The 9,842-nt window shown below is 50.3% G+C and carries 19 protein-coding genes; all 19 read left to right on the forward strand.

The features are described 5' to 3' along the window. The first annotated feature begins 495 nt into the window (after positions 1-495). The 19 genes from rplC to O9332_RS13675 all read left to right on the forward strand — a co-directional run bounded on the left by rplC (position 496) and on the right by O9332_RS13675 (position 9,793). Positions 496-1,134 carry a 50S ribosomal protein L3 gene (rplC, locus tag O9332_RS13585; RefSeq protein ID WP_002734589.1) on the forward strand — a complete coding sequence of 213 codons (639 nt, stop codon included), beginning with the start codon at positions 496-498 and terminating at the stop codon, positions 1,132-1,134. Between the two features lie 20 nt (positions 1,135-1,154). After that, positions 1,155-1,787 (forward strand): 50S ribosomal protein L4, encoded by a 633-nt coding sequence (rplD, locus tag O9332_RS13590; protein WP_002757580.1) that lies wholly within the window; start codon positions 1,155-1,157, stop codon positions 1,785-1,787. Then, entirely contained in the window at positions 1,777-2,082 is a 306-nt protein-coding gene (locus O9332_RS13595; protein WP_002746599.1) for a 50S ribosomal protein L23, read from the forward strand. Before rplD ends, O9332_RS13595 begins: the two co-directional genes overlap by 11 nt. Before the next feature lie 33 nt (positions 2,083-2,115). Next, the gene (gene rplB, locus O9332_RS13600; RefSeq protein WP_002746601.1) at positions 2,116-2,949 is read left to right on the forward strand and encodes a 50S ribosomal protein L2; all 834 of its coding nucleotides are present in this window, start codon (positions 2,116-2,118) and stop codon (positions 2,947-2,949) included. A 30-nt stretch (positions 2,950-2,979) separates the two neighbouring features. Further along, a complete protein-coding gene (rpsS, locus tag O9332_RS13605) occupies positions 2,980-3,261 on the forward strand; it encodes a 30S ribosomal protein S19 (RefSeq protein ID WP_002753908.1) in 282 nt (93 codons plus the stop codon). A gap of 243 nt (positions 3,262-3,504) precedes the next feature. Beyond that, positions 3,505-3,864 carry a 50S ribosomal protein L22 gene (gene rplV, locus O9332_RS13610; protein ID WP_002746605.1) on the forward strand — a complete coding sequence of 120 codons (360 nt, stop codon included), beginning with the start codon at positions 3,505-3,507 and terminating at the stop codon, positions 3,862-3,864. Positions 3,865-3,887: 23 nt separating this feature from the next. Then, the gene (rpsC, locus tag O9332_RS13615) at positions 3,888-4,616 is read left to right on the forward strand and encodes a 30S ribosomal protein S3 (protein ID WP_061432468.1); all 729 of its coding nucleotides are present in this window, start codon (positions 3,888-3,890) and stop codon (positions 4,614-4,616) included. 30 nt (positions 4,617-4,646) lie between these two features. Continuing rightward, positions 4,647-5,066 (forward strand): 50S ribosomal protein L16, encoded by a 420-nt coding sequence (gene rplP, locus O9332_RS13620; RefSeq protein WP_002734310.1) that lies wholly within the window; start codon positions 4,647-4,649, stop codon positions 5,064-5,066. Next, complete coding sequence (rpmC, locus tag O9332_RS13625; protein ID WP_002757581.1) at positions 5,066-5,284, forward strand: 50S ribosomal protein L29; 219 nt, start codon at positions 5,066-5,068, stop codon at positions 5,282-5,284. Before rplP ends, rpmC begins: the two co-directional genes overlap by 1 nt. Before the next feature lie 6 nt (positions 5,285-5,290). After that, complete coding sequence (gene rpsQ / locus O9332_RS13630; protein ID WP_002734070.1) at positions 5,291-5,533, forward strand: 30S ribosomal protein S17; 243 nt, start codon at positions 5,291-5,293, stop codon at positions 5,531-5,533. Between the two features lie 20 nt (positions 5,534-5,553). Beyond that, positions 5,554-5,922 carry a 50S ribosomal protein L14 gene (gene rplN / locus O9332_RS13635; RefSeq protein ID WP_002732358.1) on the forward strand — a complete coding sequence of 123 codons (369 nt, stop codon included), beginning with the start codon at positions 5,554-5,556 and terminating at the stop codon, positions 5,920-5,922. A gap of 72 nt (positions 5,923-5,994) precedes the next feature. Further along, complete coding sequence (gene rplX / locus O9332_RS13640) at positions 5,995-6,348, forward strand: 50S ribosomal protein L24 (protein ID WP_002757582.1); 354 nt, start codon at positions 5,995-5,997, stop codon at positions 6,346-6,348. 54 nt (positions 6,349-6,402) lie between these two features. Next, a complete protein-coding gene (gene rplE, locus O9332_RS13645) occupies positions 6,403-6,942 on the forward strand; it encodes a 50S ribosomal protein L5 (RefSeq protein WP_002734750.1) in 540 nt (179 codons plus the stop codon). A gap of 186 nt (positions 6,943-7,128) precedes the next feature. Continuing rightward, positions 7,129-7,530 (forward strand): 30S ribosomal protein S8, encoded by a 402-nt coding sequence (rpsH, locus tag O9332_RS13650; protein WP_002734721.1) that lies wholly within the window; start codon positions 7,129-7,131, stop codon positions 7,528-7,530. A gap of 104 nt (positions 7,531-7,634) precedes the next feature. Continuing rightward, positions 7,635-8,204 (forward strand): 50S ribosomal protein L6, encoded by a 570-nt coding sequence (rplF, locus tag O9332_RS13655; RefSeq protein ID WP_002757583.1) that lies wholly within the window; start codon positions 7,635-7,637, stop codon positions 8,202-8,204. A 3-nt stretch (positions 8,205-8,207) separates the two neighbouring features. Then, a complete protein-coding gene (rplR, locus tag O9332_RS13660) occupies positions 8,208-8,570 on the forward strand; it encodes a 50S ribosomal protein L18 (protein ID WP_002746610.1) in 363 nt (120 codons plus the stop codon). A 26-nt stretch (positions 8,571-8,596) separates the two neighbouring features. Then, positions 8,597-9,118: a 30S ribosomal protein S5 gene (gene rpsE / locus O9332_RS13665; RefSeq protein ID WP_002757584.1), complete on the forward strand. Its 522-nt coding sequence runs from the start codon at positions 8,597-8,599 to the stop codon at positions 9,116-9,118. Positions 9,119-9,128: 10 nt separating this feature from the next. Next, positions 9,129-9,572, forward strand: a complete 444-nt coding sequence (gene rplO, locus O9332_RS13670; RefSeq protein WP_002757585.1) for a 50S ribosomal protein L15 — start codon at positions 9,129-9,131, stop codon at positions 9,570-9,572. Continuing rightward, complete coding sequence (locus tag O9332_RS13675) at positions 9,557-9,793, forward strand: hypothetical protein (RefSeq protein ID WP_288026014.1); 237 nt, start codon at positions 9,557-9,559, stop codon at positions 9,791-9,793. The genes rplO and O9332_RS13675 overlap by 16 nt, the downstream gene beginning before the upstream one ends. The last annotated feature ends 49 nt before the right edge of the window (positions 9,794-9,842 follow it).

The raw sequence follows: 9,842 nt of genomic DNA on the forward strand, positions 1-9,842 counted from the left end.
TCGATGGGAAGAAGCATATCCTTAGTTAAAGCAGATTTTCTTCCTCAGTGCAACCTAAGTCGATGCTTTCTCACGAGTGCGGGTTCATTTTCTAGGTTGACTTCGGCTTCCTTACCAGCATTTATTGAGATGTTGCAAAAAAACCTCTTGCCTAAAAAGGCACAAATATTATATAATGTTTGATCGTGGCCAAAATCGGTGTTAGGTGGTGCTGAAGGCACTGCCAAGCAGAACCGCCTTGGTCGCTCGGTCTTCGCCGGGATACTGAAGATAAACCCTTTAAGTCCCGAAGAAACAAAGACCAGCAACAATCTAGGCAGAACCAGCAAACCTGTCTAGTCTTACTTACGAATTTAACGGGATGCCAGCTTAAATAACTCGAAAAAAGTCATTCAAGTTGGGCAGGCTGATAAAGCGGGAAAGATTTTTCTCGCTCCTATAGCCACGGCCACGTTATTTTTGATTGTCGTCTAGTAAAGATAAAGAGAACAATCCGTGTCTATCGGTATCCTCGGTACAAAACTGGGCATGACCCAAATCTTCGACAACAAAACGGGAGTCGCCATTCCCGTCACCGTCGTTCAAGCCGGTCCCTGTCCCGTCACCCAAGTCAAAACGAAAAAAACCGACGGTTATGAATCCATCCAAGTGGGATACAAAACCGTCAAAGAAAAAGCCCTCAACAAACCGCTACTCGGTCATTTAGCCAAAGCCGGTGTCTCCCCCCTGCGGCATTTAATCGAATACCGCCTCGAGGACGCATCCGCTTACACTTTAGGCCAAGAAATTACCGCCGCTATCTTCCAAGAAGGCGATTTAGTCGATGTGGCTGGAACCACCATCGGACGAGGTTTCTCCGGCTATCAAAAACGCCATAACTTCAAACGCGGTAACATGACCCACGGTTCCAAAAACCACCGTCTCCCCGGTTCCACCGGTGCCGGTACTACCCCCGGCCGCGTTTTCCCGGGTAAGAGAATGGCCGGACAATACGGAGCCACCCAAGTGACCATCCGCAAACTGTCCGTGGTCAAAATCGATAGCGAACGCAACCTAATCCTGATCAAAGGAGCCGTCCCGGGTAAACCAGGAACCCTGTTAAACATCACCCCCGCCAAGAAATTTGGTAAATAGGGCAAGGAAAGATTAAAGTCATGGTTAACTACACAGTCAAAAATTGGCAAGGGGAAGAAGCGGGAACAGGCACCCTGGAACTGAAAACCGCTAAACCCGAAACCGCCAAACACCTAATTCACCGCGTCGTCGTCAGCCATCTAGCGGCGGCCCGTCAAGGTAACGCCTCCACCAAAACCCGCTCGGAAGTGCGCGGCGGTGGTCGCAAACCCTGGCGGCAAAAAGGCACCGGTCGGGCCCGGGCCGGTTCGATCCGTTCTCCCCTCTGGCGTGGTGGCGGTGTCATCTTCGGACCAAAACCGAGAGATTTTGAGGTTAAGGTCAATCGCAAAGAGAAAAGATTAGCCCTGAGAACCGCTTTGATCAGCCAGTCCGATAACTTTATCGTTGTTGAAAGCTTCGCCGAACAATTCTCCCAACCCAAAACCAAAGAACTCACCGCTGCCTTAAGTCGCTGGGGAGCCAGTCCAGAGGAAAAAATTCTGCTGATTTTGACGGAAATTCCCGAAAATGTCTATTTATCGGGACGTAATATCTGCAATCTCAAAATTATTCGCGCCGATAGTCTCAACGTCTATGATGTCATCCTAGCCGATCGAGTTATCGCCACCGCCGCAGCCCTAGCTAAAATTGAGGAGGTCTATGGTGCTTAAAACTGAAGCCAGACAACTCGCCGATCTGATCCTAAAGCCGATCGTGACCGAGAAAGCCACCCTACTCCTAGAACAAAATAAATACGTCTTCGATGTCGCCTTGAAAGCGACCAAGCCGGAAATTCAAGCGGCGATCGAATTGCTGTTTGACGTGAAAGTAACGAAAGTGAACACCAGCCGCCCCTCTCGTCAGAAAAAACGCGTCGGCCGTTTCCTCGGTTACAAACCCCAATACAAACGCGCGATCGTGACCCTAGCGGAAGGCGACTCGATCGCCCTCTATCCCGACGTATAACCACCAAGAAACCCGATAACGGAAAACTAAACTATGGGTATTCGTTCTTTTAGACCTTTAACCCCCGGGACAAGGCAGGCGGCCATCTCCGACTTTAAAGAGATCACCAAAACCGAACCGGAAAAGTCCCTAACTCATCGCAAACACAGCAAACAAGGGCGTAATAATCGCGGTGTCGTTACCAGTCGTCACCGGGGCGGCGGCCATAAACGCCTCTACCGGATTATCGATTTTCGTCGCGATAAACGGGATATTCCCGCCACAGTAGCGGCGATCGAGTACGATCCTAACCGTAACGCCCGCATTGCCCTGCTTTTCTACAAAGACGGGGAAAAACGCTACATCATCGCCCCCGCCGGTTTAGGCGTTGGTGATACCGTCATCGCCGGAGAAAACGCTCCCTTCGAGGTGGGTAATGCCCTACCCTTAAGTCGCATCCCCCTGGGGACAGAAGTTCATAACATCGAACTCGTCCCCGGTCGCGGGGGTCAAATGGTGCGGGCTGCTGGTGGTTTCGCCCAAGTGGTAGCGAAAGAAGGCGATTACGTTACCATCCGCCTCCCCTCCAAAGAAGTACGCATGATCCGGCGTGAATGCTACGCCACCATCGGAAAAGTCGGTAACGCCGAAGCGAGAAACATCAGTCTCGGTAAAGCCGGTCGTACCCGTCACCGCGGTCAAAGACCTCATGTTCGGGGTAGCGTCATGAACCCAGTGGATCACCCGCACGGAGGTGGAGAGGGTCGCGCTCCGATCGGACGTTCCGGCCCGATGACTCCCTGGGGTAAACCCGCCCTCGGTCGCAAAACTCGCAACAAGAAAAAACGCAGTAGCGATCTGATTGTGCGCCGTCGTAACCAGGGTTAGAAATTATTACTTTACTTTTGACTGAAAATTATGGGTCGTTCACTGAAAAAGGGGCCATTTGTCGCCGGCCACCTGATGGAAAAAATCGAAAAACTCAACGCCCAGGGCAGTAAACAAGTGATTAAAACTTGGTCCCGGGCCTCGACAATCATTCCCGATATGGTCGGTCACACGATCGCCGTTCACAACGGCAAACAGCACGTTCCCGTCTATGTTTCCGAGCAGATGGTCGGTCATAAACTCGGTGAATTCGCTCCCACCCGCACCTTCCGCGGCCACGCCAAGAGCGACAAAAAAGCAGGACGGAAATAGACCGGTGGGCGGTAATCTTAAGACCGTCAAGCCCCCGGTCAGCGTTCAGATAAGCTAAACGGCGCTTAACCTGCATGATCCAATAGCTATAACCCTTTTGGAGTCTATATCGGTGATCCGAAGTAAAAGCCGTTTAGCTTAACTATGAGATGGTGGGTTACGGCGACTAGATAAATTAATAACTAAGTCTTATAAGTTGTCGTCGCCTAACCCACCCTACCTAACTGATAACTGATAACTGAAATGACCATCGATACCTCTAACGAAGTCAAAGCGATCGCCCGCTATATTCGGATGTCACCCCTGAAAGTCAGACGGGTACTCGATCAGATCCGCGGTCGCTCCTATCGGGAAGCCCTAATTATTCTCGAATTTATGCCCTACCGGGCCTGTGATCCGATTCTCAAAGTCCTGCGTTCCGCCGTTGCCAACGCCGAAAATAACGAAGGACTCGATCCCGCCACTTTGGTAGTTAGCCAAGCCTTTGCCGATGGCGGACCGACCCTAAAACGTTTTCGACCCCGGGCCCAGGGGCGCGCCTACCAAATTCGCAAACCCACCTGTCATATCACCGTCGCCGTCGCTCCTAGCAACAAAGACTAATCACCTTAACTAAAAAAACCACAATGGGACAAAAAATCCATCCCCTCGGTTTTCGTCTCGGCGTTATCAAAGATCATAAATCTTGCTGGTATGCCGACGCGAAACGTTACCCCGAACTACTGCAAGAAGATCGCCGCATTCGTGAATACGTCGAAAAAAACCTTGCTAATGCCGGTATCGCCGATATTCGCATCGAACGTAAGGCCGATCAAGTAGATATCTCCATCCACACCGCCCGCCCCGGGGTCGTCGTCGGTCGTGGTGGCACGGGAATCGAACAGCTGCGCCTAGGTTTACAAAAAGCCCTCGGTGGCCAGCGTCAAATTCGCATTAACGTCATCGAAGTGGCTCGCGTTGATGCCGATGCCAACCTGATCGCCGAATACATCGCCCAACAACTAGAAAGACGGGTTTCCTTCCGTCGTGTTGTCCGCCAGGCCATCCAACGGGCGCAGAGGGCCGAAGTCAAAGGGATCAAAATTCAAGTTAGCGGTCGTCTCAACGGGGCAGAAATCGCTCGGACTGAATGGGTGCGGGAAGGACGAGTTCCCCTCCATACCCTGCGCGCCGATATTGATTACTCCTATAAAACCGCCAGCACCATCTACGGGATTCTAGGCGTGAAAGTTTGGATATTTAAGGGCGAAATTATCCCCGGCCAAGAAGAAATTGCCGCCGCCGTTCCCGCTCAAGCACCGCGCCGTCAACAGCGTCGCCGTCAACAGTTTGAAGATCGCTCTAGCGAAGGCTGATCCCTAATATTTATCAGTGGTAAATAGCTCATGTTAAGTCCCAAAAGAACAAAATTCCGCAAACAACAGCGCGGACGGATGCGCGGGCTGGCCACCGGCGGAAATACGATTAATTTCGGCGATTTCGCCCTGCAAGCCACCGAACCCTGTTGGATTACTTCCCGTCAAATCGAAGCCGCCAGACGGGCAATGACTCGTTATATCCGTCGGGGTGGCAAAATCTGGATCCGCGTTTTTCCTGATAAACCCGTCACCCAACGGGCTGCAGAAACCCGGATGGGTTCCGGGAAAGGTTCCCCCGAATTCTGGGTGGCCGTGGTTAAACCGGGGTTCATTATGTTTGAAATTGCCGGGGTAGCCGAACCGGTAGCCCGGGAAGCAATGCGTCTAGCCGCCCAAAAATTACCAATTAAGACCAAATTTATCACTCGCGAGGAGGATTTTGTCTAATGGCTCTACCAAAAATCGCCGAAGTGAGGAAGATGAGCGATGACGACATCGCCGACGCTATCCTCAATGCCAAAAAGAAACTGTTTGAATTGCGTTTGCAGCAGGCCACCCGCCGCTTGGAAAAAACCCACGAATTCAAACATACCCGCCACCGTCTTGGCCAATTATTGACCGTAGAACGGGAGCGCCAACTAGCCCAGTCCACCCCGGAGGCATAACCCGCTATGGCAGTTAAAGAAAGAGTTGGGGTAGTGGTCAGCGACAAAATGGATAAAACCGTAGTGGTAGCCATTGAAAACCGCTCTCCTCACCCTAAATACGGCAAAATCGTCGTGAAAACCCAGAAATTTAAGGCTCACGACGCAGAAAATCAAGCCAAACAAGGCGATCGAGTTCGCATTCGTGAAACCCGCCCCCTCAGTAAAACCAAACGTTGGGAAGTGGCGGAAATATTAACCGATAGTTAAATTTCACCTAGGTAAAAACCGTGATTCAACAACAAACCTACTTAAATGTCGCTGACAATAGCGGGGCGCGGAAACTAATGTGTCTGCGGGTGCTGGGCACAGGTAACTGTACCTACGGTGGCATCGGTGACAAAATTATCGCCGTGGTTAAGGACGCTATCCCCAATATGCCCGTGAAAAAATCCGATGTGGTCACTGCGGTGATTGTGCGGACCCGTCAAACCGTCCGTCGCGATAGTGGCATGAGCATCCGTTTTGATGATAACGCCGCCGTGATTATTAATAATGACGGTAATCCCAAAGGTACTAGGGTTTTTGGTCCTGTCGCTCGGGAATTGCGCGATAAAAACTACACCAAAATTGTTTCCCTAGCCCCAGAAGTTCTCTGATCAAAGTGAAAAGTACCAAGGCAATTGGCTGATGGCTAGTCTAAAACTTTTCACACTTTGAGGTCAAAAAAAATGAGTAAGAAAAACAGTCAAACCCCACCCCAAAGGCAAAAAATGCACGTTAAAAAAGGGGATGTCGTTCAAGTAATCGCTGGTTCCGATAAGGGCAAAGTGGGCGAAATTTTACGCGCTTTACCCCAAGAAAGTACCGTGGTGGTCAAAGGAGTTAATATCCGCACCAAACATACTAAACCCCAACAGGAAGGAGAATCGGGTCAAATCCTTACCTACGAAGCACCGATTCACAGTTCCAAAGTGATGCTTTATTCCGAGAAGAAAAAAATCGCCAGTCGGGTAGGTTATACCTTTACCGAAGACGGTCGGAAAGTGCGGATACTGAAGAAAACTGGCGAAATTATTGATTAGTTTCCCATCAATTCTAGTTCCTGACCAAGCCCAGGAAAAGTAAGCAGAAAAACTATGAGCCAAAAACTAAAAACCACCTATCAAGAAACCATTGTTCCGAAACTGAAAGAACAATTTGGTTATACCAATATCCACCAAGTACCTAAAGTTATCAAAATTACCGTTAACCGCGGTCTTGGGGAAGCTTCACAAAACGCCAAAGCTTTGGAGTCTTCCAAGGAGGAACTGTCCACCATCACCGGACAACAACCGGTAGTGACTAGAGCTAAAAAAGCGATCGCTGGCTTTAAAATTCGCGAAGGAATGCCCGTGGGTGTCATGGTGACATTGCGCGGCGATCGAATGTACGCTTTTTTAGACCGTCTCATTAATCTGGCCTTACCACGCATTCGCGACTTTCGCGGTATCAGCGGTAACAGTTTTGATGGTCGTGGTAACTACAGTTTAGGCATTCGTGAACAGTTGATCTTCCCCGAAATTGAATACGACAAAATCGATCAAATTCGCGGGATGGACATCTCAATCATCACCACCGCTAAAAACGACGAAGAAGGACGCGCCCTCCTCAAAGAGATGGGAATGCCCTTTAGATAAATCAATCAAGAGAAAAGGAAAAAAATCAGGAAAAAGTGGCAAGGGAAAAGGGAGAAAGCGATTTTGTCAGAGAAATTACTGAATAAATCCTACCTACCTTCTCCTGACGACTGGCTCCTGACTCCTGACTCCCGCAATAACTGACCACTGATGTTGATCCCAATTTAGGAGAAAAACAGGTAATTCATGTCTGCTAACGATACCATCTCGGATATGCTGACCCGCATCCGTAACGCTTGCGCGGTTCGGCAGACCACTACTCAAATTCCCACCACGCGGATGACGCGCAGTATTGCTCAAGTTCTCAAGGACGAAGGCTTTATTGCTGACTTTGAGGAAGTGGGTGAGGGGATTAAATCTCAATTAGTTCTTTCCCTCAAATATAAAGGCAAAAACCGTCAACCGATCATTACTACCCTCACCAGAGTCAGTAAACCGGGCCTGCGAGTTTATTCCAACAGTAAAGACTTACCTCGCGTCCTCGGTGGCATTGGCATCGCCATTGTTTCTACCTCTAAAGGCATTATGACCGATCGCGAGGCCCGTAAACAAAACGTTGGCGGCGAAGTCCTTTGCTACATCTGGTAAACAAGGATAAGCTATCAGCCGTCAGCCTTTCCAAGTTTAAACCTGATAGCTGACCCACTGATAACTCTTCCCTGATAACTGATAACTGATAACTGATAACTGTTATGTCTCGTATTGGCAAACGCCCGATTCCTATTCCCAATAAAGTCACCGTCGATATCGATGGTGCTACCGTGACGGTGAAAGGACCCAAAGGAACTCTCCAGAGAACCCTACCCACCGCCGTCGCCATCAATAAAGATGGCGAAACTCTGCTCGTTACCCGTCAAGACGATTCCCGTACCGCCAGAGAACGCCACGGACTCTGTAGAACTCTAGTAGCCAACATGGTGGAAGGAGTCGCTACCGGCTTTCAAAAACGCCTCGATATCCAAGGGGTGGGCTACCGCGCCCAGGCGCAGGGTAGTAAATTAGTTCTTAACGTCGGTTACAGTAAACCCGTGGAGATGGAGATGCCCGATGGTGTTTCCGTCGCCGTAGAGAACAGCACCCAAGTTATCGTCAGTGGCATCGACAAAGAAGCCGTCGGTAACATTGCCGCTAAAATCCGCGAAGTTCGTCCCCCCGAACCTTATAAAGGAAAAGGGATTCGCTATCTTGGTGAAGTCGTCCGTCGCAAAGTTGGTAAAGCTGGCGGTAAAGGCGCTAAAGGCGGTAAAGGAGGTAAAAAATAAACCATGAAACTTAGTCGCAAAGAATCAGTCCGTCGTCGTCACCAGCGTGTGCGTCGCAAAATTAATGGCACTGCTGAACGGCCGCGTTTATCCGTATTTCGTTCTAATAACCACATCTACGCCCAAATTATCGACGACGTAGCCCAACATACCCTCGCGGCCGCTTCTACCCTAGAGGCCACCTTGCGCGGGGAATTAGAGTCCACCGCTACCCAAGAAGCCTCGGCTGCCGTGGGTAAACTGGTGGCCCAACGGGCCTTAGAAAGAGGCATCGAACAAGTGGTTTTTGATCGCGGTGGCAATCTCTATCACGGTCGCGTCAAAGCCTTAGCAGAAGCGGCTCGGTCAGCCGGCTTAAACTTCTAAAATATCCTTTCAACACTGATAAAACTATGGCAAAACGTCGCAAAGGCAACCGCGAAAAAGAAAAAGAAACCACTTGGCAAGAGCGGGTCATCCAGATCCGCCGGGTTAGTAAAGTGGTTAAGGGTGGTAAAAAACTCAGCTTCCGGGCTATCGTCGTGGTCGGTAATGAAAACGGCCAGGTGGGAGTGGGAGTTGGCAAAGCAGGGGATGTTATCGGGGCCGTCCGTAAAGGCGTGGCCGATGGCAAAAAACAACTAATTGAAGTCTCCTTAACTAAGGCTAGTTCTATCACTCACCTCACCCGGGGCGCTTCCGGTGGCGCTCAGGTACTTATGCGTCCGGCGGCTCCGGGGACTGGGGTTATTGCCGGGGGGGCTGTCCGTACCGTTTTAGAATTGGCTGGGGTAAAAAATATCCTCGCTAAACAACTCGGTAGCGATAACCCCCTCAATAACGCTAGAGCCGCTGTTAACGCCCTGGAAACCCTCCGCACTTTCTCGGAAGTGGCCAAGGATCGAGGCGTATCTGTAGAACATTTGTACACCTAAAGAAATCACCATGAAACTCCACGAAATCGCCCCCCAACCGGGGTCAACTAAACGTCGTCGTCGTGTGGGACGGGGTATCTCGGCCGGCCAGGGCGCTAGTTGCGGTCTGGGAATGCGCGGACAAAAATCTCGCTCCGGGACAGGGACTCGCCCCGGTTTTGAGGGGGGACAAATGCCCCTCTATCGCCGGGTGCCGAAATTAAAGCATTTTCCTTTGGTTAACCCCCGTCAATACACGATCGTTAATCTGAAAAAATTAGCTTCTTTACCCGCTAATACGGAAGTTACCCTAGAAAGTCTCCTAAAAGCTAACATTCTCACCAGTAACGACGGCCCTTTAAAAGTTTTGGGTGATGGTGAAATTACCGTTCCCCTCAAGGTGAAGGCCGCTGCTTTTAGCAATAGTGCTAAAGAGAAAATTACCGCCGCTCAAGGTACTTGGGAAGAAATTTAACGGAGACAGGAGACTCCGAGACAGGAGGCAGGAGACAGGAGGCAGGAGACAGGAGGCAGGAGGCAGGAGACAGGAGACAGGAGATTATTTTTATTTATCCTTCCCATCCCCCCACACCCTACACCCTACACCCAACACCCCCCACCCCCCCCCCCACACCCCCCCCCCCCCCCCCCCCCACCCCCCAACCCCCCCCCCACTTAATTAAACCCCCCAACTAAAATAATGGCAAAATGGTCAAATTTTTTTTAAAAAAAGGTGTTAAATTTA

This window comes from Microcystis sp. LE19-10.1B (genome assembly GCF_027530565.1).
GTDB lineage: Bacteria > Cyanobacteriota > Cyanobacteriia > Cyanobacteriales > Microcystaceae > Microcystis > Microcystis aeruginosa.

What these genes read in the sequence shown, in the direction of transcription:
- rplR (WP_002746610.1), top strand. Translation starts at nt 8,208, where the DNA reads ATGAAACTTAGTCGCAAAGAATCAGTCCGTCGTCGTCACCAGCGTGTG.
- rpsE (WP_002757584.1), top strand. Translation starts at nt 8,597, where the DNA reads ATGGCAAAACGTCGCAAAGGCAACCGCGAAAAAGAAAAAGAAACCACT.
- rplF (WP_002757583.1), top strand. Translation starts at nt 7,635, where the DNA reads ATGTCTCGTATTGGCAAACGCCCGATTCCTATTCCCAATAAAGTCACC.
- rplB (WP_002746601.1), top strand. Translation starts at nt 2,116, where the DNA reads ATGGGTATTCGTTCTTTTAGACCTTTAACCCCCGGGACAAGGCAGGCG.
- rpsC (WP_061432468.1), top strand. Translation starts at nt 3,888, where the DNA reads ATGGGACAAAAAATCCATCCCCTCGGTTTTCGTCTCGGCGTTATCAAA.
- rplD (WP_002757580.1), top strand. Translation starts at nt 1,155, where the DNA reads ATGGTTAACTACACAGTCAAAAATTGGCAAGGGGAAGAAGCGGGAACA.
- rplE (WP_002734750.1), top strand. Translation starts at nt 6,403, where the DNA reads ATGAGCCAAAAACTAAAAACCACCTATCAAGAAACCATTGTTCCGAAA.
- rpmC (WP_002757581.1), top strand. Translation starts at nt 5,066, where the DNA reads ATGGCTCTACCAAAAATCGCCGAAGTGAGGAAGATGAGCGATGACGAC.
- rpsQ (WP_002734070.1), top strand. Translation starts at nt 5,291, where the DNA reads ATGGCAGTTAAAGAAAGAGTTGGGGTAGTGGTCAGCGACAAAATGGAT.
- rpsH (WP_002734721.1), top strand. Translation starts at nt 7,129, where the DNA reads ATGTCTGCTAACGATACCATCTCGGATATGCTGACCCGCATCCGTAAC.
- rplP (WP_002734310.1), top strand. Translation starts at nt 4,647, where the DNA reads ATGTTAAGTCCCAAAAGAACAAAATTCCGCAAACAACAGCGCGGACGG.
- rplV (WP_002746605.1), top strand. Translation starts at nt 3,505, where the DNA reads ATGACCATCGATACCTCTAACGAAGTCAAAGCGATCGCCCGCTATATT.
- rplX (WP_002757582.1), top strand. Translation starts at nt 5,995, where the DNA reads ATGAGTAAGAAAAACAGTCAAACCCCACCCCAAAGGCAAAAAATGCAC.
- rpsS (WP_002753908.1), top strand. Translation starts at nt 2,980, where the DNA reads ATGGGTCGTTCACTGAAAAAGGGGCCATTTGTCGCCGGCCACCTGATG.
- rplO (WP_002757585.1), top strand. Translation starts at nt 9,129, where the DNA reads ATGAAACTCCACGAAATCGCCCCCCAACCGGGGTCAACTAAACGTCGT.
- O9332_RS13595 (WP_002746599.1), top strand. Translation starts at nt 1,777, where the DNA reads ATGGTGCTTAAAACTGAAGCCAGACAACTCGCCGATCTGATCCTAAAG.